The 20,917-nt window shown below is 67.9% G+C and carries 17 protein-coding genes; 16 read left to right on the top strand and 1 reads right to left on the bottom strand.

Annotated features, from left to right (window positions below):
• Positions 1-86 precede the first annotated feature (86 nt).
• From SFB74_RS04890 to SFB74_RS04875, 4 genes are all read left to right on the top strand, one after another.
• A complete protein-coding gene (locus tag SFB74_RS04890) occupies positions 87-425 on the top strand; it encodes a Rieske (2Fe-2S) protein (protein WP_432729618.1) in 339 nt (112 codons plus the stop codon).
• A gap of 51 nt (positions 426-476) precedes the next feature.
• The gene (locus tag SFB74_RS04885; protein WP_432729616.1) at positions 477-1,082 is read left to right on the top strand and encodes a YbhB/YbcL family Raf kinase inhibitor-like protein; all 606 of its coding nucleotides are present in this window, start codon (positions 477-479) and stop codon (positions 1,080-1,082) included.
• Positions 1,083-1,170: 88 nt separating this feature from the next.
• Positions 1,171-2,673, top strand: coding sequence for a sensor domain-containing diguanylate cyclase (locus SFB74_RS04880; RefSeq protein WP_432729614.1), 1,503 nt, complete (start codon positions 1,171-1,173; stop codon positions 2,671-2,673).
• A gap of 285 nt (positions 2,674-2,958) precedes the next feature.
• A complete protein-coding gene (locus SFB74_RS04875; RefSeq protein WP_432729612.1) occupies positions 2,959-4,323 on the top strand; it encodes a hypothetical protein in 1,365 nt (454 codons plus the stop codon).
• A 25-nt stretch (positions 4,324-4,348) separates the two neighbouring features.
• Here SFB74_RS04875 and SFB74_RS04870 read toward each other — a convergent pair whose 3' ends face one another.
• A complete protein-coding gene (locus SFB74_RS04870) occupies positions 4,349-5,242 on the bottom strand; it encodes a LysR family transcriptional regulator (protein WP_093197147.1) in 894 nt (297 codons plus the stop codon).
• 143 nt (positions 5,243-5,385) lie between these two features.
• On the opposite strand from SFB74_RS04870, the gene SFB74_RS04865 reads away from it, so the two are divergent.
• The 12 genes from SFB74_RS04865 to SFB74_RS04810 all read left to right on the top strand — a co-directional run bounded on the left by SFB74_RS04865 (position 5,386) and on the right by SFB74_RS04810 (position 20,033).
• Entirely contained in the window at positions 5,386-7,521 is a 2,136-nt protein-coding gene (locus SFB74_RS04865) for a 3-hydroxyacyl-CoA dehydrogenase NAD-binding domain-containing protein (protein ID WP_432729611.1), read from the top strand.
• A gap of 39 nt (positions 7,522-7,560) precedes the next feature.
• Entirely contained in the window at positions 7,561-8,751 is a 1,191-nt protein-coding gene (locus SFB74_RS04860; protein ID WP_432729610.1) for an acetyl-CoA C-acyltransferase, read from the top strand.
• Between the two features lie 10 nt (positions 8,752-8,761).
• Complete coding sequence (locus SFB74_RS04855) at positions 8,762-9,970, top strand: acyl-CoA dehydrogenase family protein (RefSeq protein WP_432729608.1); 1,209 nt, start codon at positions 8,762-8,764, stop codon at positions 9,968-9,970.
• Positions 9,971-9,982: 12 nt separating this feature from the next.
• Positions 9,983-11,125 carry an acyl-CoA dehydrogenase family protein gene (locus SFB74_RS04850; RefSeq protein ID WP_432729607.1) on the top strand — a complete coding sequence of 381 codons (1,143 nt, stop codon included), beginning with the start codon at positions 9,983-9,985 and terminating at the stop codon, positions 11,123-11,125.
• The gene (locus SFB74_RS04845) at positions 11,122-11,937 is read left to right on the top strand and encodes an oxepin-CoA hydrolase, alternative type (RefSeq protein WP_432729606.1); all 816 of its coding nucleotides are present in this window, start codon (positions 11,122-11,124) and stop codon (positions 11,935-11,937) included. The genes SFB74_RS04850 and SFB74_RS04845 overlap by 4 nt, the downstream gene beginning before the upstream one ends.
• An 81-nt stretch (positions 11,938-12,018) precedes the next feature.
• The gene (locus tag SFB74_RS04840) at positions 12,019-13,227 is read left to right on the top strand and encodes a CaiB/BaiF CoA transferase family protein (RefSeq protein WP_432729605.1); all 1,209 of its coding nucleotides are present in this window, start codon (positions 12,019-12,021) and stop codon (positions 13,225-13,227) included.
• A 37-nt stretch (positions 13,228-13,264) separates the two neighbouring features.
• Positions 13,265-14,254, top strand: a complete 990-nt coding sequence (locus SFB74_RS04835; RefSeq protein ID WP_432729604.1) for a Bug family tripartite tricarboxylate transporter substrate binding protein — start codon at positions 13,265-13,267, stop codon at positions 14,252-14,254.
• 107 nt (positions 14,255-14,361) lie between these two features.
• The gene (locus SFB74_RS04830; RefSeq protein ID WP_432729602.1) at positions 14,362-16,248 is read left to right on the top strand and encodes an acyl-CoA synthetase; all 1,887 of its coding nucleotides are present in this window, start codon (positions 14,362-14,364) and stop codon (positions 16,246-16,248) included.
• Positions 16,249-16,291: 43 nt separating this feature from the next.
• On the top strand, positions 16,292-17,290 hold the full coding sequence (locus SFB74_RS04825; protein ID WP_432729601.1) for a Bug family tripartite tricarboxylate transporter substrate binding protein: 999 nt from the start codon (positions 16,292-16,294) through the stop codon (positions 17,288-17,290).
• A gap of 70 nt (positions 17,291-17,360) precedes the next feature.
• On the top strand, positions 17,361-18,110 hold the full coding sequence (locus SFB74_RS04820; RefSeq protein ID WP_019658398.1) for an electron transfer flavoprotein subunit beta/FixA family protein: 750 nt from the start codon (positions 17,361-17,363) through the stop codon (positions 18,108-18,110).
• Between the two features lie 2 nt (positions 18,111-18,112).
• Positions 18,113-19,045 (top strand): electron transfer flavoprotein subunit alpha/FixB family protein, encoded by a 933-nt coding sequence (locus tag SFB74_RS04815; RefSeq protein WP_301512158.1) that lies wholly within the window; start codon positions 18,113-18,115, stop codon positions 19,043-19,045.
• 16 nt (positions 19,046-19,061) lie between these two features.
• The gene (locus tag SFB74_RS04810; protein ID WP_432729600.1) at positions 19,062-20,033 is read left to right on the top strand and encodes an NAD(P)H-dependent flavin oxidoreductase; all 972 of its coding nucleotides are present in this window, start codon (positions 19,062-19,064) and stop codon (positions 20,031-20,033) included.
• Positions 20,034-20,917 lie beyond the last annotated feature (884 nt).

The following is a 20,917-nucleotide window of genomic DNA, read 5'->3' as shown; positions in this document are numbered from 1 at the left end:
CCTTGCCCCGCCTCGCAGGAGATACTGTCGTTTCGCGGAAGGCCCCCGGGGCCGCCCGCCTCCCGACGACAGGTGCACCCACAGGAATGAGTACGACGCAGCCCAGCCCCATCGCCCCGGCGCTCGCCGACGGCGGCCTCGCCGCCATCTTCACCGCGCCCGACGGCGCCCCGGCCTTCGCCGTGCGCTGGCAGTCCGCCGTGTACGGCTACCTCAACCAGTGCCCCCACGCGGGCGGCCCGCTTGATTTCGAGGGCCAGGTGCTGGAAAGTTCAGGCCGCTTCCTGATGTGCGCACGGCACGGCGCGATCTTCGAGCCCGACACCGGCAAGTGCGTGGGCGGCCCCTGCCGCGGCGCGCGGCTCACGCCGGTGGCCGTGCACGAGAAGGCGGACGGCAGCGTGTGGCCCGGCGCCGCCGACTGAAGGCCAGGCGAGAGAAGACAAGAGAAGACAACCATCCAGGAGAAAAAAGACATGCGCAACTGCAACACCCGATTTCGCACTCTCCCGCATCTGGCCCTGCCAGCGGCGGCGCTCGCGCTGGCCGGCCTCCTGGCGGGCTGCGCGGGCCTGTCCTCGTCCGGCGGCGGCAAGGGCTCCTCCGGCATGAAGGTCAGCTCCAGCGCCTTCGCCGACAACGGCACCATCCCGTCCGAGCACGCGGGCGTGGGCGACTGCGGCGGCAAGAACATCTCGCCGCCGGTGGCATGGAGCAACCTGCCGGCCAAGACGAAGTCGGTCGCCGTGCTGGTGTTCGATCCCGACGGCGCGGCCGGCCTGGGCGTGTCGCACTGGGTGGCCTACAACATCGCGGCCGAGCGCGGCGAGCTCAAGGCCGGCGAAGGCACGGCGGGCTCGAACTTCGACTTCACCATGGGCCCGAACGTGGCCGGCACGCCCGCCTACCGCGGCATGTGCCCGCCGGTAGGCGACCGGCCGCATCACTACGTGGTGACCGTCATCGCCTCCGAGCTCGCGCCCGGCAGCCTGCCGGCCGGCCTGGGCCGCGACGCACTGCTGTCCGCGCTCAAGGGCCGTGCGCTGGGCGGCCAGAGCGTGGTGGGCCTCTACAGCCGCTGAGCCGGGTTGGCAGCAGTTAATAATTAAGACCTCGTTCCGCCGGCATCCACCAGCAATGGCTGCAGCCGCTTCCACGAAAGCTTCATCGATGGCCCTGCCCGCCGCCACCTCCAGCTCCACGGTTCTACCTTCCACCGCCGGCGACCTCGACGCCATGTTCGACCTGGCGCCGGTCTCCCTCTGGATCGAGGACTACGGCGACCTCAAGCGCAAGCTCGACGGCTGGCGCGCCGAGGGCATCACCGACCTGGTGGCGCACCTGCAGGCCGATCCGCAGCGGGTGAGCGACTGCATGGCGCTGCTGAAGGTGCTGCGGGTCAACCAGCACACGCTGAAGCTCTTCGGCGCCGACAGCGAGCAGACCCTGCTGGACGCGCTCGACCGCGTGTTCCGCGGCGACATGTCGGCCACCGTGGTGCACGAACTCGACCAGCTCTGGCGCGGCCAGCTCAGCTTCGAGAGCGAGACCGTCAACTACGCGCTCGACGGCCGCAGGCTCGACGTGCGCGTGCGCGCCCGCGTGCTGCCCGGCTACGAGGACAGCTGGAGCCGCGTGCTGGTGGCACTCGACGACGTCACCGAGCGCGTGGCCGCGCAGCGCCTGCGCGACGAGAGCGCGATCTACGCGCGCAGCCTGTTCGACCGCTCGCCGGTGTCGCTGTGGGTGGAAGACTTCAGCGCGGTGCGCTCGCTGCTGGAAACCATCCGCTCGCGCGGCATCACCGACTTCGCGACCTTCATCAAGGTGCACCCCGACTTCGTCACGCGCTGCATGCAGGAGATCCGCGTGATCGACGTCAACCACGAGACGCTGCGCATGTTCGGCGCGCCCGATCTCACCACGCTGCTGGGCAATCTCTCGCGCATCTTCCGCGACGAGATGCGCGAGTCGTTCGCCGAGCAGCTGCAGGACCTGTGGAACGGCAAGACCGTGCAGCACCGCGAAGTGCTCAACTACTCGCTCTCGGGCGAGGTGCTGAACATCCACATGCAGTTCGCGGTGCAGGACGACCGGCTCGACACCTGGGACCTGGTGCTGGTGTCGCTGGTCGACATCACCGCGCGCAAGAAGGCAGAGGCGTACCTCGAATACCTCGGCAAGCACGACGTGCTCACGCAGCTGTGCAACCGCACCTACTACACCGAGGAGCTCAACCGCCTCTCGCGCAAGGGGCCGTGGCCGGTGTCCATCGTGGCCATCGACCTCAACGGCCTGAAGCAGGTCAACGACCAGGAAGGCCACGCCGCCGGCGACTCGCTGCTGCGCCGCATGGGCGAGGTGCTCGACAAGGCCGTCGACCTGCCGGCCTGGCCCGCGCGCATCGGCGGCGACGAGTTCGCCGTGCTGCTGCCCATGACCGACGAGCGCGGCGCCGAGGCGATGCGCGAGCGCATCCTCACGCTGCTGGAAATGAACAACCAGTTCCACGCCGGCCAAAGCGGCCACGCGCTGAGCCTGGCCATCGGACTGGCCACCTGCCACGGCGACGAGCCGCTGGAGACCGCGCTGCAGCGCGCCGACCGGGCGATGTACGTGGACAAGGCGCGGTATTACGAGAGCGCCACGGGCGACCGGCGCTCCGCCGGCTAGCCGTCGCTCCAGGCCGTTTCTCGCCCCGCCGCGCAGCGGGGCTTTCGCTCTTGTCTTTGCCTAGACGGCTGATTAGGATGCCCGCGCTGTATCGACATGTAGCGCGGCCATCGTCCGTCTGATCGGACCGGTGGGCCGCCGGTCCCGTGTACCTGAGGGGGTGCGCGGGATGCGCCAGTTCCGCCCGCAGAGGTGGAGCGTGCGAGCGTGTCGCCGCGGCGGGGGAGGAGGTTGGTCTTTGACCGGCGTCCCGGTTTTCGATCGATCTCGCAAAGGTAGACACAAATGAAGAAGCGCCATGCCGCCTCGTTGGGCGTGCTTGTTCTTTCCACCCTGATCGCGTCGTGCGGCGGCGGTGGCGGAGGTGGTGGAGGCGGAGGATTCCCCGGGCTGGCACTGCCCCCGGCCAACAACACGCCGCCACCCGCCAACAATCCAGCCGGTGCATGGCTGACGTTCAATCCGTCGCCGGTCGAGCTCACGGTGTTTCCCAATGCGTCCAAGACCTTCGCCGTCGTCGCGACGTCGACCAAGGTGATCTCGGCGCCGGTGAACGTCGGCATCATCGAGCCCAAGGGCGTGATCACGACCAACATCAAGATCGCCAGCGCGGGCCTGCAATACACGGCCACCATGAGCACCAACCCGGCGCTGGCTCCCGGCGTGCACACCGGCAACTTCGAGGTGCGCGCGTGCTACGACGCCAACCCGCTGGTCTGCTCGCAGCCCGTGGAAGGCTCGCCGTGGCAGGTGCCCTACAAGATCACGGTGATCGATCCGGCCTCGCTGCATTACTCGCGCTGGGAAGCAGCCCAGAAAAACGCCGGGTTCACCGACAACTTTGCACTGAGCCACGTCAAAGGCAAGCTCGTGGTGGAAGCCGCGAACTACTACGACGCCACGATGGAGACGTGGACCTCCAGCGACGTCGGCAATACATGGGTCAAGCTTCTGCCTCCGACCATCCCGTCGGTATCGACCAAGGGGTTCGCCCTGGCCAGCGACGGCGACGCCATCTACCTGAGCGCCGGTCAGTCCGTCGGCAGCTATGGCAAACCGACAGGTCAGTACCTGAACCATGTCTGGAAATTCGACGGTACCGACTGGACGCAAAAGACCGCGGCAGCCGAATTCCCGGGCCGCATGGACCACGTGATGGCCAAGGTCGGAAACACGCTGTACGTGGTGGCCGGGCGCACGGCCAGCGGCGACGTGCGCAACGTGTGGAAGTCCGACAACGACGGCGTCAACTGGACGCAGATAGCGCAAGGGCTGCCGGCGGAACTCGGCAAGCCGACCTGTGCGCTGAACTGGAAGGGCTCGCTGCTATTGGTCGGCGACAAGGTCGCCACTTCTTCAGACGGCGCCAACTTCACGATCGCCGGTGGTCTGCCTGCCACCTTCCCCAAGAACAGCCTCCACTGCGCGGTACTCGACGGTCGCTTGTTCATCAGCCCGACGTCCAACTCGACCATCGGCAGTACGGAACAGAACGCCGTGTCCACCACCGACCTCGCCACCTGGCAGATCGAGCGCAGCCGCCCGTTTTCGACGCCGGACGCCCCGGGCATGGTTGCCATCGATGGGCGGCTGGTCGTGACCACGGGCCAGGGCACGTCGGAGCGGACCACCTACCGCACCGTGCCCTGAGCACCACGACGCGGGTGCCGCAGCTTCACTCCGGCACCCGCACCCGCTCCAGCACGAAATCGATGAACGTCCGGATCGCCCGCGTGTGCTGGCGGTTCGGCATGTAGAGCATGAACATCTGGGTGCCGAAGATCGAGAGGCGCCAGTCGTCGAGCGTGGTCACCACGTCGCCGCGGCGCACGTCTTCCTGCACCACGTAGTCGGGCACGAGGCCGATGCCCAGGCCCGCGAGGATGGCCTGGCGCAGGAACAGGAAGTTTTCCGAGATGAGCGTCGGCTCCAGGATCACCTCGCGCCTCGTCTCGCCCTGGTAGGCCGACACGCGCAGCTGCCGGCCGATGACGGCGGCCGTGACCACCGGCGCGCCCTGCAGCGCGTCCAGCTGCACCGGCAGCGGGTTCTTCGCCGCGTATTCGGTCGAGGCGCAGGCCACGTAGCGCACCGGCCCCATCGCGCGCGCCACAAGGTTCTGCGGCGGCTCGGGAATCACGCGGATGGCGATGTCGACTTCGTCGCGCAGCAGGTCCTCGATGCGGTTCTCGAACACCACGTCGAGCACGATGCCGGGGTACTGGCGCTTGAAGTCGATCAGCCAGTCGGCCATGACGAGCTGCCCGTAGCCGCTGGGCACGCTCAGGCGTACGCGGCCCTGCAGGCCCTGCCCCAGCGTCGTCACCGATTCGCGCGCCGCCAGCAGTTCGGCCTGGATGGCGATGCCGTGCTGGTAGAGCCGCAGGCCGATCTCGGTCGGCTCGGCGCGGCGGGTGGTGCGGCGCACCAGCTGGGCGCCCACGGAGCGCTCCAGCTGGTTCAGGTGGTAGCTGACGTTGGCGCGGGTCATCTTCAACCGGCGCGCCGCCGCGCTCAGGTTGCCGGCGTCGAGGATTTCCACCAACAGGGTGAGCGACTGGAGGTCCATGGGCCGATTGTGTCAAAAATCCTTTGACAGTCTGTCAACCGGCTATGCAATTGTCAAAGCAGTGCCTCAGGCCAAGAATGCTGGGTTCACCCCAGAGCCTCGGACCCGCACGGTCCGCAACGCAAGAGACAAGCGACACGCACATGGCCACCACCACTCCCAGCCCCTCCACGTCCACCGGTCCCGTCACCTTCGAACGTCTAGGCGACGTGCTCGTGGTGACCATCGACAACCCGCCCGTCAACGCCCTGGGCGTGGATGTGCGCCGCGGCCTCGCGGCCGCCATCGACGCGGCGGAAGCCGATGGCGCGGCCAAGGCGGTGCTGCTCGTCGGCGCGGGCCGCAATTTCATCGCGGGCGCCGACATCCGCGAATTCGGCAAGACCCCGCAGCCGCCCTCGCTGCCCGAGGTGTGCCTGAAGATCGAGAACTGCACGAAACCGGTGGTCGCCGCGATCCACGGCGCCGCGCTCGGTGGCGGCCTCGAAGTGGCGCTGTCGACCCACTACCGCATCGCCTCGCCCACCGCGAAACTGGGCCTGCCCGAAGTGGCGCTGGGCCTGCTGCCCGGCTCGGGTGGCACGCAGCGCGCACCGCGCCTGATCGGCGTGAAGCCCGCCATCGAACTCATGCTCAGCGGCCGCCACGCCGGCGCGAAGGAAGCGCTGTCGCTCGGCCTCGTCGACCGCCTCGGCACCGAAGCCGATGCGCGCGCCGAAGGCCTCGCCTACGCGAATGAACTGGTCGCCGCCAAGGCCCCGGTGCGCCGCACGCGCGAAGCCGGCGCGCTGGCCGACAAGGAAGCCGCCCGCGCCGCCCTCGAGGCCGCGCGCGCCGACACCGCAAAGAAGAGCCGCGGCCTGTTCTCGCCGATGAAGATCGTCGAGGCCGTCGAAGCCGCGCTCACGCTGCCCTTCGACGAAGGCATGGCGCTGGAGCGCAAGCTGTTCCTGCAATGCATCGACAGCCCGCAGCGCGCCGGCCTGATCCACGCCTTCTTCGCCGAGCGCGAAGTGCTGAAGGCGCCCGAAACCAAGTCCGCCAAGCCGCGCGCGCTGGAGTCCGCCGGCATCGTCGGCGGCGGCACCATGGGCGCGGGCATCGCGGTGGCGATGCTCGACGCCGGCATGCCCGTGACCATGATCGAGCGCGACGACACGCAACTCGCGCGCGGCCGCGCCAACGTGGAGAAGGTGTACGACGGCCTCATCGCCAAGGGCCGCATGACGCCCGAGGCCAAGGCAGCCGTCATGGCGCGCTTCTCGGGCTCCACCAGCTACGACGCGCTCGCCAGCGTCGACATCGTGGTGGAAGCCGTGTTCGAGGAAATGGGCGTCAAGAAGGCCGTGTTCGCCGAGCTCGACCGCGTGTGCAAGCGCGGCGCCGTGATCGCCACCAATACCTCTTATCTCGACATCGACGAAATCGCTGCCAGCATCTCGCGTCCGCAGGACGTGGTGGGCCTGCACTTCTTCTCGCCCGCCAACATCATGAAGCTGCTGGAGATCGTGGTGCCCGCCAAGGTGAGCGCCGACGTGGTCGCCACCGGCTTCGAACTGGCGAAGAAGCTGAAGAAGGTGCCGGTGCGCGCCGGCGTGTGCGACGGCTTCATCGGCAACCGCATCCTGGCCGTGTACCGCCAGGCCGCCGACCACATGATGGAAGACGGCGCATCGCCCTACGACATCGACGCCGCCGTGCGCAACTTCGGCTACCCGATGGGCCCCTTCCAGGTGTCCGACCTCGCGGGCGGCGACATCGGCTGGGCCACGCGCAAGCGCAAGGCCGCCACGCGCGACCCGAAGGCCCGCTATGTGCAGGTGGCCGACCGCATCTGCGAGCGCGGCTGGTTCGGCCAGAAGACGCAGCGCGGCTACTACCTGTACCCCGAAGGCGCGCGCACCGGAGTGCCCGACCCCGAGGTGCTGGCCATCATCGACGCCGAGCGCGAGCGCGCGGGCATCAAGCCGCGCGCCTTCACCGAGGAAGAAATCATGCGCCGCTACATGGCCGCGATGATCAACGAAGGCGCCAACGTCGTGCTCCAGCGCATCGCGCTGCGCCCGCTCGACGTGGACGTGACCTTCCTCTACGGCTACGGCTTCCCGCGCCACCGCGGCGGCCCGATGAAGTACGCCGACACCGTGGGCCTGCCCAAGGTGCTGGCCGACATCCAGGAGTTCGCGAAGGAAGACCCGATCTTCTGGAAGCCCTCGCCGCTGCTGGTGCAGCTGGTCGAACGCGGCGCCGACTTCGCGAGCCTCAACCAGTCCGAGTGATCAGAGTCCATTCCAGTCAGCCGTCCAGGAGACATCCCCATGCGTGAAGCCGTCATCGTTTCCACCGCCCGCACCCCGCTCACCAAGGCGCACCGCGGCGAATTCAACATCACCCCCGGCCCCACGCTGGCGGCCTTCGCCGTGAAGGCGGCGGTGGAACGCTCGGGCCTCGACCCGGCGCTGATCGAGGACGCCATCCTCGGCTGCGGTTATCCCGAAGGCACCACCGGCCGCAACATCGCGCGCCAGGCCATCATCCGCGCGGGCCTGCCTATCAGCATCGCCGGCACCACGGTCAACCGCTTCTGCGCCTCGGGCCTGCAGGCCATCGCCATGGCCGCGGGCCGCATCGTGGTGGACGGCGCGCCGGCCATGATCGCGGGCGGCGTGGAGAGCATCTCGCAGATCCGCTCGCGCAGCGCCACCGACAGCGGCGACAGCGGCATGGACCCGTGGATCGTCGAGCACAAGCCCGAGCTGTACATGGCGATGATCGAAACCGCCGACATCGTCGCCAAGCGCTACAACATCAGCCGCGAGGCGCAGGACCGCTTCTCGGCAGAGAGCCAGCGCCGCACCGAAGAAGCGCAGATCGCCGGCCGCTACAAGGACGAGATCGTCGCCTGCACCACCACCATGGCGGTGACCGACAAGGAAACCAAGGAAGTCACCTACCGCGAAGTGACCGCCACGGAAGACAACTGCAACCGCCGCGGCACCACCTACGAGGCGCTCGCCAAGCTCAAGCCCGTGATGGGCGAGGACAAGTTCATCACCGCCGGCAACGCCTCGCAGCTGTCGGACGGCGCGTCGGCCTGCGTGCTGATGGAAGCCAAGGATGCCGAGCGCGCCAACATCAAGGCGCTGGGCGCCTTCCGCGGCCTCGCAGTGGCCGGCTGCGAGCCCGACGAAATGGGCATCGGCCCGGTGTTCGCAGTGCCCAAGCTGCTCGCGCGCCACGGCCTCAAGGTGCAGGACATCGGCCTGTGGGAGCTCAACGAGGCCTTCGCCTCGCAGTCGATCTACTGCCAGGACAAGCTGGGCATTCCCTCGGAACTGCTCAACGTGAACGGCGGCGCGATCTCCATCGGCCACCCCTTCGGCATGACCGGCGCGCGCCTCGCGGGCCACGTGCTCATCGAAGGCAAGCGCCGCGGCGCCAAGTACGCCGTGGTCACGATGTGCATCGCCGGCGGCATGGGCGCCGCGGGCCTGTTCGAAATCTATTGAGGAGTCCGCCATGGACCTGAACTTCAACCCCGAAGAAGAAGCCTTCCGCAGCGAAGTGCGCGCCTTCCTGGCCGCGAAGCTGCCGGTGCGGCTGTCCGAGAAAGTGCGCAGCGGCAAGATCCTCGAGAAGGCCGACATGCAGGAATGGCACGCCATTCTCAACGAGCGCGGCTGGCTCGCCAACCACTGGCCCGAGCAGTACGGCGGACCGGGCTGGACGGCGGTGGAGAAGTTCATCTTCGAACACGAATGCGCACTGGCCTTCGCGCCACGCATCGTGCCCTTCGGCGTGAACATGCTCGGCCCGGTGCTCATCAAGTACGGCAACGAGGCGCAGAAGAGCTACTGGCTGCCGCGCATCCTGAACGGCGCCGACTGGTGGTGCCAGGGCTACTCGGAACCCGGCGCGGGCTCCGACCTGGCTGCCGTGAAGACCACCGCCGTGCGCGGCATCGACGCGCAGGGCGACCACTTCATCGTGAACGGCCAGAAGACCTGGACCACGCTGGGCCAGCACGCCAACATGATCTTCTGCCTGGTGCGCACCAACCGCGAGGCGAAGAAGCAGGAAGGCATCAGCTTCCTGCTGATCGACATGGAGTCGCCCGGTGTCGAAGTGCGCCCGATCATCACGCTCGACGGCGAGCATGAAGTGAACGAGGTGTTCTTCTCCGACGTGCGCGTGCCCGCCGAGAACCTCGTGGGCGAGGAGAACAAGGGCTGGACCTGCGCCAAGTACCTGCTGACCTACGAGCGCACCAACATCGCGGGCGTAGGCTTCTCGGTGGCCGCGCTCGAACAGTTGAAGGGCATTGCGGCCACGCAGACCAAGAACGGCAAGCCGCTGGCCGACGACCCGGCCTTCGCCGCACGCATGGCACGCGTCGAGATCGACCTGGAGAACATGAAGACCACCAACCTGCGCGTGATCGCGGCGGTGGCCGGCGGCGGCGTGCCGGGCGCGGAAAGCTCGATGCTGAAGATCCGCGGCACCGAGATCCGCCAGGAAATCTCGTCGCTCGCCCGCCGCGCGATGGGTGTGTACGGCCGCCCCTTCATCGCGGAAGCATTGAAGGATGGCTACACCGGCGAGACCTTCGGCCCCGATTACGCATCGGCCGCCGCCTCGCGCTATTTCAACAACCGCAAGCTGTCGATCTTCGGCGGCTCGAACGAAATCCAGAAGAACATCATCTCCAAGATGATCCTCGGGCTGTAAAGGAGACATGCCATGAACTTCGAACACACCGAAGACCGGCGCATGCTCGCCGACAGCCTGAACCGCTTCATCAGCGAGCGGTACGCCTTCGACGCGCGCGACCGCATCGCGAAGTCGGAGCACGGGTTCAGCAAGGAAATCTTCCAGCAGTTCGCCGAGCTCGGCGTGATCGGTGCGCTGTTCAGCGAGGCCGATGGCGGCTTCGGCGGCGGCGGCTTCGACATCGCCGTGGTCTTCGAGGCACTGGGCCGCGGCCTCGTGATCGAGCCGCTGCTGGGCGCGGTGATGGTCGGCGAGGCGATCAGCGCCGCCGGCAGCGATGCACAGAAGGAAAAGATCGGCGACATCATCAACGGCGTGACCATCGCTGCCTTCGCGCACGACGAGGCCGACACGCACTACGAGCGCACCCGCGTGCAGACGAAGGCCGAGCGCAACGGCGACGGCTGGGTGCTGCACGGCGCCAAGGCCGTCGTGCCGCAGGGCGAACAGGCCGACCTGTTCCTCGTCTCGGCCCGCACCTCGGGCAAGGTGGACGACGAAGCCGGCATCTCGCTGTTCCTCGTGCCCGCGAAGACGGCTGGCCTCACGGTGCGCGGCTGCCCTGCCATCGACGGCGGCCGCGTCGCCGAGCTCTCGTTCGACGGCGTGAAGCTGGGCGCAGACGCGCTGCTCGGCGCCGAGGGCCAGGGCCACGCCACGCTGGAGCGCGCCATCGGACGCGGCGTGCTCGCGCTTTGCGCCGAAGCCGTGGGCGCGATGGAAGCCGCCAAGGCCGCGACGCTCGAATACCTGCGCACGCGCAAGCAGTTCGGCACGCTGATCGGCAGCTTCCAGGCGCTGCAGCACCGCATGGCCGACCTGCTGCTCGAAATCGAACAGGCCCGCTCGGCCGTCATCAACGCCGCTGCCGCCATCGACACCGGCGACCGCCTGACGCGCGAGCGCGCGCTGTCGGCCGCCAAGTTCAGCATCGGCCGCATCGGCGCGCTGGTGGCGCAGGAAAGCATCCAGATGCACGGCGGCATCGGCATGACCTGGGAGTTGCCCCTGCCCCACTACGCCAAGCGCCTCGTGATGATCGACCACCAGTTGGGCGACGAAGACCACCACCTGCAGCGCTATATCGCCCTGGGCAAGGAGCTTGCGCGATGAGCGACAACAAGACCGTGCTGATCTCGCAGGAGGGTGCCGTGCGCATCCTCACCAACAGCAACCCGGCCGCGCGCAACGCGATCACGCCGACGCTGTACGCCGAACTCTCGGCCGCGCTCGCCGATGCACAGAACGACCCCGAGGTCGGCGCCATCGTCTTCACCGGCGCAGGCGATTTCTTCTGCTCCGGCGGCGACCTCAACCTGCTGGCCAAGCGCCGCGAACTGCCCGCGTCCGAACGCCGCGAGAAGCTCGAAGGCCTGAACAACCTGATCCGCGCGATCCGCGATTGCGGCAAGCCCGTCATCGCGGCCGTCGAAGGCGGCGCGGCCGGCGCTGGCCTGTCGATGGCGCTGGCCTGCGACATGCTGGTGTCGGCGCGCGACGCCTTCTACACCGTGGCCTACGTCAAGGTCGGCCTCACGCCCGACGGCGGCGCCACGGCCTTCCTCTCGGAGTTCGTCTCGCGCCAGGTGCTCACCGAGATGTGCCTGACCGGCGACCGCATGCCGGCCGAGCGCCTGCACGCGCTGGGCGCGGTCAACCGCCTGACCGACAAGGGCGCGGCGCTGGCCGAGGCCATCGCGCTCGCGGCCAAGGTGGCCGGTGGACCGCAGCGCGCCAGCGCCCGCATCAAGACGCTGTGCCGACAGGCGCACCGCTCCACGCTGGAAGAGCAGCTCGAAGCCGAGGCCGTGTACATGGTCGAGTCGCAGGCGGATGCCGAAGCGGCCGAAGGCATCGGCGCCTTCCTCGGCAAGCGCAAGGCCGACTTCGCCGCGCTGCGCCGCCAGAAGCAGGGCGCGTCCTGACGCGGGCTGCCCGACCCGCCTTTCCGCCTCGCACGCCGTGTTCACCGTGTGAGGCTTTCTCGTTTCCAGGGAGCTGATCTCATGCCATTGCCGAATTCATCGCTGCCGCTCGCCGGCGTTCGCGTTCTCGATCTGTCCCGCATCCTCGCGGGCCCCTGGTGCGGCATGGTGCTGGCCGACATGGGCGCCGAAGTCATCAAGGTGGAGCATCCGGGCCGCGGCGACGACACGCGCGACTGGGGCCTGCGCGTGGGCAAGACCGAGACCGCCTACTTCAACAGCGTGAACCGCAACAAGCGCTCGGTCACGCTCGACCTGCAGACGCCCGAGGGCCAGCAGCTCGCGCGCGACCTCGCGAAGCAGTGCGACGTGGTGATCCAGAACTTCAAGTTCGGCGGCATCGACAAGCTGGGCCTGGGCTACGAGCAGCTGAGCAAGGAGCATCCGGGCCTCATCTACTGCTCGATCTCGGGCTACGACCGCACCGGCCCCGAAGCCGCGCGTCCGGGCTATGACCTCGTGGTGCAGGGCGAGGCCGGCCTGATGGCGCTCAACGGCGAAGCCAACCAGCCGCCGCTGAAGTTCGGCGTGGCCGCCGTCGACCTGTTCACCGGCATGTACTCGGCACAGGCCATCCTCGCGGCGCTCTACCAGCGCGAGAAGACCGGCAAGGGCCGGCACGTGGAGATGGCGCTGTACGACTGCGGCCTGATGATCACCGCCTACTACGGCCTCGAGGCGCTGCTCATGGGCGAAGACCCGCCGCGCTACGGCAACTCGCATCCGTCGATCGTGCCGTATGGCGTGTTCGACGCGGCCGACGGCCCGCTGGTCATCACCGTGGGCAACAACTCGCAGTTCGCGCGCTTCTGCACCGAGGTGATCGAGCGGCCCGACCTCGCGGCCGACGAGCGCTTCAAGACCAACATCCTGCGCTCGGCCAACCGCGCCGCGCTGCTGCCCGAGCTGCACGCCGAACTGGCGAAGCGCCAGCGCGTCGACCTGCTCGAAAAGCTCACTGCCGCCGGCATTCCGTGCGGCGAGGTGCTGGGCCTGCTGGAGGCGCTGCAATCGAAGCGCGCGACCGATGCCGGCCTCGTGACCACGCAGCCGCATCCGATGGCGGGCACCGTCAACGTGCTGGCGCCGCCCTACCGCTTCGACGGCGAGCGCCTGCCGGTGCGCAGCGCGCCGCCCACGCTGGGCGAAGGCACGCACGACGTGCTGCAGTCGCTGCTCGGCCTGTCGGACGAGAAGCTCGCGGCGCTGAAGACGAACGGCGTCGTCTGAAGAAAAAGACCCCTGAAATCCCAAGGAAGACAAACCAATGGCATCCCTTTCCCTGCGCAGCCCCCTGCGCCGCGCCCTCCTCGCTCTCGCCCTGCCCCTGGTGGCCGGCACCGCCTTCGCCCAGGCCTGGCCCGCCAAGCCGATCACGCTGATCGTGCCCTTCCCGCCCGGCGGCCCCACCGACGTGGCTTCGCGCATCGTGGCGCAGAAGATGTCGGTGGCGCTGGGCCAGAGCATCGTGATCGACAACCGCAGCGGCGCCTCGGGCACCGTGGGCGCGGCGGCTGCGTCGCGCGCGGCGGCCGACGGCTACACCTTCGTGACGCTGGCCACGCCCACGCTGCTGGCCTCGCATCTCTACGCATCGCCCGGCTACGACATCTTCAAGAACTTCACGCCCGTGGGCAGCATCTACGACCTGCCGATCGTGCTGGTGGTCAATCCGAAGTCGCTGCCCGACGTCACCGGCGTGCAGGGCCTGATCGCCAAGGCCAAGGCCGAGGGCGGCAAGCTCAACTACACGAGCGCCGGCTCCGGCAGCTTCGGCCACCTGACGACCGAGCAGCTGAAGACCATCGGCAAGTTCGAGATGCAGCACGTGCCCTACCGCGGCAGCGCGCCGGCCGTGACCGACCTGATCGGCGGCCAGGTGCCCGCGATGTTCTCCGACCTCGTGGGCGTGCTGCCGCACATCAAGTCCGGCAAGCTGCGCGCCATCGCCGTCGGCTCCGGCCAGCGCGTGAGCCTGCTGCCCGACGTGAAGACGGTGGCCGAGCAGGGCTTCCCGGGCTTCGACGCCACCTCGTGGGGCGGCCTGCTGGCACCGGCAGGCACGCCGAAGGACATCGTCGACCGCATGAGCGCCGAGCTGAAGAAGGCGCTGGCCGACAAGGAAGTACAGGAAAAGCTACAGAGCGTGGGCACCTTCGCCGCCTACCGCACGCCCGAGCAGACCGGCGTGCGCATGAAGGAAGACTTCGAGCGCTGGGGCAAGGTGATTCGCGACAACCACATCACGAACCAGTAGAACGCACAGGTCCGCAGGGCGACGAAACAAAGGAGACAGACATGACGCAGAAATACGAGAATGACTACGGCACACCGGTGAGCGCGCCGTTCCGCCCCGCGTTGCCCGTGCGCAGCCTCGCCGACATCCGCAAGCTGGAGGAAACGCCGCTCGAGCAGGCGCTCACCGTGCGCAGCACCTACGAGATCTTCCGCAACGCGGGCCATGCCTTCGGCGACAAGACCGCGCTGACCTTCCTGCGCACCGGCAACCCGGCCGACGAGCCGATCCGCTGGTCTTATGCCGAGCTGCTCTCGCGCATCCACCAGACCGCCAACATGCTGCACGCGCTGGGCGTGGGGCCCGACGACGCGGTCGCCGTGCTGCTGCCAGGCTGCCTCGAGTACCACCTCGCGCTGTGGGGCGGCGAGGCGGCCGGCATCGTGCAGCCGCTGAACCCGCTGCTCACCGACGAGAAGCTGGTCGCGCTGATGACCGCCGGCCGCGCCAAGGTGCTGATCGCCTACGGCTCCGATGCCGAGTCGGGCATGTGGTCGAAGGCCATGCGCCTGCGCGGCCAGGTGCCGACGCTCACCACCGTGCTGCGCGTGGCACCGCACGACGAGGCGCCCGGCGCAGCCGGTGCACTGCCCGAATGCGTCGCTGAGTTCGACGTGCTTCGCGCCGCGCAACCCGACGACCGCCTCGTGAGCGGCCGCAACATCGCTCCTTCGGACATCGCCGCCTACTTCCACACCGGCGGCACCACCGGCGCGCCCAAGCTCGCGCGCCACAGCCACGGCGCGCAGGTGTTCACCGCATGGGCCAGCGTGCAGGTCGCGGGCATGAACGAGAACGGCATCTCCATCAACGGCTACCCGCTGTTCCACGTGGCGGGCGTGCTGCCGGCCTCGCTCTCGTCGCTGTCGGCGGGCGTGGAGGTGATCATTCCCACGCCCTCGCTGCTGCGCAACAAGGAGGTGCTGGCCAACTACTGGAAGCTGGTGGCCAAGTACCGCCCGACCTCGCTGTCGGCCGTGCCCACCGTGCTTGCGGCGCTGGCCAACGTGCCGCTGGACGGCGCGGACATCTCGTCGATCACCTACTGCCGCACCGGCGCCGCCGTGCTCGCGCCCGAGCTGGCCGCGCGCTTCGAGCGCCTGTTCGGCCTGCACGTGCACGAGAGCCTGGGCATGACGGAGATGGCCGGCATCTCGACCATCACGCCGCCCGGCGTGAACGGGCCCGCGGGCTGCGTAGGCTTTCGCCTGCCGTACATGCAGATGCGCGTGGTGGCGCTCGACGAGAACGGCAACGCCAGCGACCGCGAGATGCCGCGCGGCGAGCAGGGCATGGTGCTCTTCAAGTCGCCCAACGTGTTCTCCGGCTTCGTGGACCCTGCGGACAACGCCAAGGCCTTCACCGCCGACGGCTGGCTCGCCACCGGCGACCTGGGCTGGATCGACGACGAGGAGCGGCTCAACCTCACGGGCCGCTCGAAGGACCTCATCATCCGCAGCGGCCACAACATCGACCCCAAGACCATCGAGGACGCACTGGGCGCGCACCCCGCCGTGCAGCTGTGCGCGGCCGTCGGCGCACCCGATGCCTACGCGGGCGAGCTGCCCGTGATCTTCGCGACGCTGGTGCCCGGCGCCTCGGCGACGGAAGAAGAGCTGCTGGCCTTCACCTCCGCTCGCGTGGACGAGGCTCCGGCCCGGCCCAAGTGGGTGTCGGTGATCGCGACCATGCCGATGACCAACGTCGGGAAGATCTACAAGCCCGAGCTGCGCGCGATGGCCGCGCTGCAGGTGGTGAACGCCGCCGTCGCCGAAGCCTGCGCCGGGCTGGGCGTGCCCGAGGCCGCGCGGCCCGTGGTGAAGACCGAGGGCGAGAGCCTCGTGCGCGTGCAGATCGACGGCGCTGCGGCGGGCGCGCTGGCCGCGCCGCTGCAGGAGCGGCTGCACAAGGCGCTGGAGCCCCTGCCCTTCAAGACCCGCATTGCGCTCAACTGAACTTCTTCTTCGAGACTTTCTGAAACCCAAAGGGAGACAAACCATGACCCGTACGAACTCGAACCGCCGCGCCCTGCTGTGCGCAGCCGCATCTGCCGCGGCGCTCGTTGCGCTGACGCCCGCACATGCACAGGCCCCCTACCCGAACAAGCCCATCCGCATGGTCGTGCCCTTCGCGGCCGGCGGCGCCACCGACGTGCTCGCACGCGTGATCGGCCAGAAGATGTCGGCCGGCATGGGCCAGCCCGTCGTCATCGACAACAAGCCCGGCGCGGCCGGCATCATCGGCACCGACGCAGTCGCCAAGTCGGCGCCCGACGGCTACACCATCGTGCTGGGCCTGAGCAACTCGCTGATGACCAACGAGTTCCTCTACGAGAAGCTGCCCTACGACACGGCGCGCGACCTCACGCTGGTCTTCCAGATCGCGGCGGCGCCGCTGGTGCTGGTGGTGCACCCCAGCGTGCCGGCCAAGACCGGCCCCGAGTTGCTGAAGTACGTCGTCGCCAACAAGGGCAAGGTGGCCTATGGCTCGTACGGCATCGGTGCCTACCCGCACCTGGCCGGCGCGCACATGAGCCTCTCGACGCAGTCGGACATGAGCCACGTCGCCTACAAGGGCGAGGCGCCGATGATGCAGGACCTGATCGGCGGCCAGATCCAGATGGCGTATGCCAGCGCACTGGTGGCCAAGCCGCACATCGACTCCGGGAAGATCCGTGCCATCGGCGTGAGCGGCGAGCGCCGCATGAGCACGCTGCCCAACGTGCCCACGCTGGCCGAGCAGGGCCTGAAGGACGAGGCCTACCGCGTGACCGGCTGGCTCGCCATCGCGGTGCCCGCGAAGACGCCCAAGCCCATCGTGGACCGCATCGCCGAGGAAGTGCGCAAGGCCACGCAGCAGCCCGACGTGCGCGAGCGCATCGCGGCCATGGGCTTCGAGGTCAAGGAAAGTTCCCCCGAGCTCTTCGCCACCGCATGGAAGGCAGAGCGCCCTGTGTGGGAGCGCCTGATCAAGCAGTCGGGCGCCAAGCTCGAGTAAGCCGTTTCCTCACTTCCTCACTTCCTCACTTCCTCATTTCTTCTCTTCTTCGTCATTCAAAGGAACAGCCATGAAGGTTCTGGTCCCCGTCAAACGGGTCGTCGACTACAACGTGAAGGTGCGCGTGAAGAGCGACGGCACCGGAGTGGACATTGCCAACGTCAAGATGAGCATGAACCCCTTCGACGAGATCGCCGTTGAAGAAGCGGTGCGGCTGAAGGAAAAGGGCGTGGTCACCGAGGTGATCGCAGTCTCCTGCGGCGACGCCAAGAGCCAGGAAACCCTGCGCACCGCGATGGCCATCGGCGCCGACCGCGGCATCCTGGTCGAGACGACTGAAGAACTGCAGCCCCTGGCCGTGGCCAAGCTGCTGAAGGCGCTGGTCGACAAGGAACAGCCCCAGCTGGTCATCCTCGGCAAGCAAGCGATCGACGACGACGCCAACCAGACCGGCCAGATGCTGGCTGCGCTGGCCGATCTGCCCCAAGCCACCTTCGCCTCGAAGGTCGAAGTCGCTGGCGACAAGGCCACCGTCACCCGTGAAGTCGACGGCGGCCTGGAGACCGTTGCACTCACGCTGCCCGCGGTCATCACCACCGACCTGCGCCTGAACGAGCCGCGCTACGTGACGCTGCCCAACATCATGAAGGCCAAGAAGAAGCAGCTCGACACGGTCAAGCCCGAGGACCTGGGCGTGGACGTGAAGCCCCGCCTGAAGACGCTGAAGGTCGCTGAGCCGCCGAAGCGTGGTGCCGGCATCAAGGTGCCTGACGTTGCAACGCTGGTGGACAAACTGAAGAACGAAGCGAAGGTGATCTGAACATGACCGCACTTGTTATTGCCGAACACGACCACGCCAGCATCAAGCCGGCCACCCTCAACACCGTGACCGCGGCGCTGGCCTGCGGTGGTGATGTCCATGTGCTGGTGGCTGGCGCCAATGCCGCTGAAGCGGCCAAGGCAGCCGCCCAGATCGCCGGCGTCTCCAAGGTCATCGCGGCCGACAGCCCGAGCCTGGCCGAGAACCTCGCCGAGAACGTCGCAGCTCAAGTCCTGGCCATCGCCGGCAACTACAGCCACATCCTGTTCCCCTCGACCGCCAACGGCAAGAACGTCGCCCCGCGCGTGGCTGCCAAGCTCGATGTGGCCCAGATCAGCGACATCACGGCCGTGGTGAGCGCCGACACCTTCGAGCGTCCGATCTACGCGGGCAATGCGATTGCCACGGTGCAGAGCAGCGACGCGACCAAGGTGATCACCGTTCGCACGACCGGTTTCGATGCGGCAGCAGCCACGGGTGGCAGCGCAGCCGTCGAATCGGCTGCAGGCGTGGCCGACAGCGGCAAGAGCAGCTTCGTGGGCCGGGAAGTCACGAAGAGCGAGCGTCCCGAACTGACGGCAGCCAAGATCATCGTCTCGGGCGGCCGTGCCCTGGGCAGCGCCGAGAAGTTCACCGAAGTGATGGCCCCCCTGGCCGACAAGCTCAACGCCGGTCTCGGCGCCAGCCGCGCGGCCGTCGATGCAGGCTACGCCCCGAACGACTGGCAGGTGGGCCAGACCGGCAAGATCGTCGCCCCCCAGCTGTACATCGCAGCAGGCATCTCGGGTGCGATCCAGCATCTGGCCGGCATGAAGGACTCCAAGGTGATCGTGGCGATCAACAAGGACGAAGAAGCCCCGATCTTCTCGGTGGCCGACTACGGCCTCGTGGCCGACCTGTTCACGGCCGTGCCGGAACTGGTGAAGGCGCTGTAAGAGAGAGGCCGCGACGATGAAGACCCGCATCACCGAACTGCTGGGCATCCGCTACCCGATCATCCAGGGCGGCATGCAATGGGTGGGCCGCGCCGAGCTGGCGTCGGCCGTGTCGAACGCCGGGGGCCTCGGCATCGTTACCGCGCTCACGCAGCCCACGCCCGACGACCTGCGCCGCGAGATCGAGCGCACGCGCACGATGACCGACAAGCCCTTCGGCGTGAACCTCACGATCCTGCCGGCGGTGAAGCCACCGCCTTACGCGGAGTACGTGCAGGCCATCATCGACAGCGGCGTGAAGATCGTCGAGACCGCGGGCAACAGCCCGAAGGACTTCATCGCGGCGCTGAAGGAGCACGACGTGAAGATCGTCCACAAGTGCACCTCGGTGCGCCACGCGCTCTCGGCGGAGCGCAACGGCGTCGATGCGGTGTCGGTGGACGGCTTCGAGTGCGCGGGCCATCCGGGCGAGGACGACGTGCCCGGCCTGGTGCTGCTGCCTGTGGCGGCGCGCAAGCTGCGCATTCCGATCATCGCGTCAGGCGGCATCGCCGACGGGCGCGGCATGGCGGCAGCGCTGGCGCTGGGCGCCGAAGGCATCAACATGGGCACGCGCTTCTGTGTGACCAAGGAGGCGCCGATCCACGACAACATCAAGCAGGCGCTGGTGGAGGCGACCGAGCGCGACACCAAGCTGATGTTCCGCACCCTGCACAACACGGCGCGCGTGTTCCGCAACGCCATCTCCGAAGAAGTGGTGGCCACCGAGAACCGTCCGGGCGGCTGCGAGTTCGAGGACGTGCGCCCGCTGGTGGCCGGCGCGCGCGGACGTGCGGCGCTGGAGTCTGGCGAGGTGCACGGCGGCGTGGTCTCGGCCGGCCAGTGCATCGGGCTGATCGACGACATTCCGACTTGCGCGGAACTGCTGGAACGCATGGTGCGCGAGTGCCGTGAGCATCTGGACCGGGCTCGGGGCTGGATGGACTGAAGCCCTCCGCTCATTCGCATCCGGGGCGCTCAGGCCGACGGGGTACCTTGCTCCGCGAATGTCCCCCGGCCTTCGGCCTCCTCCTTTATTTCGCTGCGCAAGGCACCCCATCGGCCTGAGCGTTGAGTGCCACTCCTGGCTCTGTTGACTGGCACAGCGCGGCTCACGAGGCGCATGTGCAGCGCATTGCGGAAGCTGCATTTGTTGGCAGTCTTCGCGACTTCGTGCTGCAGCAGCGGCTGCTTTGCCGGGTTCTTCTCTAGAGTGAATGCCCCTGTCACTCGATACCCCAACAAGGGGACAAGAAAGGCGCACACACCAAGCCACCACCGAGATGTTTGAAGGCTGCTTGCCTCGCGGCAGGTTGTCGGTGCGAAAGCACTGATGCAGATGCGAGGTATCAAAAGGCGACGGCCAGGGTGCTCGTAACACCGCGGCCGTCTAACCAAAAACGTGCAATCACCTCTAAGGAGCGCACATCAATGGCTACCAAGACTATAGCCCGGCCAACTACGCCGGTAGCTTCCGCAGAAACCGCCCAACAAGACCCTGCGGATCTTCTTGAAAACACCCTTACTCAGCTCGAAGCTCTACTGTGGGTTTGCCACGGGGAAGAGATCGACTGGTGCAGCGGAGATGGGCCTCGGCAGTTGAACAATCTACTTTGGCTTGCGGCTGAGATGGCTCGCAAGGCTGGGGAGTTGTTTCAGATGAGTGAGAAGGCGCGGCGTGGGGCGCCTGAGGCTGGCGGATAGCAGTTGGCCTGCGGGCTGCGAGGTTCGCAGCCCGCCTAGAGAACGAAGGCTCAGGGGTCCGGCGGCTGTAGTCTTTGTGACAAAGGCAATTCGGCCTAGTTGGGTTTTTTGGAGTAGGCCTCGTCGGCA

Source organism: Variovorax xiamenensis (assembly GCF_050916385.1).
GTDB lineage: Bacteria > Pseudomonadota > Gammaproteobacteria > Burkholderiales > Burkholderiaceae_C > Variovorax.
The sequence above is the reverse complement of the archived record's forward strand: the minus strand, read 5'-3'. Positions and strand labels throughout refer to the sequence as shown.

Bases quoted from the DNA above. Each gene is read 5' to 3' on its own strand.
- SFB74_RS04890 (WP_432729618.1), top strand. From the start codon at position 87: ATGAGTACGACGCAGCCCAGCCCCATCGCCCCGGCGCTCGCCGACGGC.
- SFB74_RS04885 (WP_432729616.1), top strand. From the start codon at position 477: ATGCGCAACTGCAACACCCGATTTCGCACTCTCCCGCATCTGGCCCTG.
- SFB74_RS04880 (WP_432729614.1), top strand. From the start codon at position 1,171: ATGGCCCTGCCCGCCGCCACCTCCAGCTCCACGGTTCTACCTTCCACC.
- SFB74_RS04875 (WP_432729612.1), top strand. From the start codon at position 2,959: ATGAAGAAGCGCCATGCCGCCTCGTTGGGCGTGCTTGTTCTTTCCACC.
- SFB74_RS04870 (WP_093197147.1), bottom strand. From the start codon at position 5,242: ATGGACCTCCAGTCGCTCACCCTGTTGGTGGAAATCCTCGACGCCGGC.
- SFB74_RS04865 (WP_432729611.1), top strand. From the start codon at position 5,386: ATGGCCACCACCACTCCCAGCCCCTCCACGTCCACCGGTCCCGTCACC.
- SFB74_RS04860 (WP_432729610.1), top strand. From the start codon at position 7,561: ATGCGTGAAGCCGTCATCGTTTCCACCGCCCGCACCCCGCTCACCAAG.
- SFB74_RS04855 (WP_432729608.1), top strand. From the start codon at position 8,762: ATGGACCTGAACTTCAACCCCGAAGAAGAAGCCTTCCGCAGCGAAGTG.
- SFB74_RS04850 (WP_432729607.1), top strand. From the start codon at position 9,983: ATGAACTTCGAACACACCGAAGACCGGCGCATGCTCGCCGACAGCCTG.
- SFB74_RS04845 (WP_432729606.1), top strand. From the start codon at position 11,122: ATGAGCGACAACAAGACCGTGCTGATCTCGCAGGAGGGTGCCGTGCGC.
- SFB74_RS04840 (WP_432729605.1), top strand. From the start codon at position 12,019: ATGCCATTGCCGAATTCATCGCTGCCGCTCGCCGGCGTTCGCGTTCTC.
- SFB74_RS04835 (WP_432729604.1), top strand. From the start codon at position 13,265: ATGGCATCCCTTTCCCTGCGCAGCCCCCTGCGCCGCGCCCTCCTCGCT.
- SFB74_RS04825 (WP_432729601.1), top strand. From the start codon at position 16,292: ATGACCCGTACGAACTCGAACCGCCGCGCCCTGCTGTGCGCAGCCGCA.
- SFB74_RS04820 (WP_019658398.1), top strand. From the start codon at position 17,361: ATGAAGGTTCTGGTCCCCGTCAAACGGGTCGTCGACTACAACGTGAAG.
- SFB74_RS04815 (WP_301512158.1), top strand. From the start codon at position 18,113: ATGACCGCACTTGTTATTGCCGAACACGACCACGCCAGCATCAAGCCG.
- SFB74_RS04810 (WP_432729600.1), top strand. From the start codon at position 19,062: ATGAAGACCCGCATCACCGAACTGCTGGGCATCCGCTACCCGATCATC.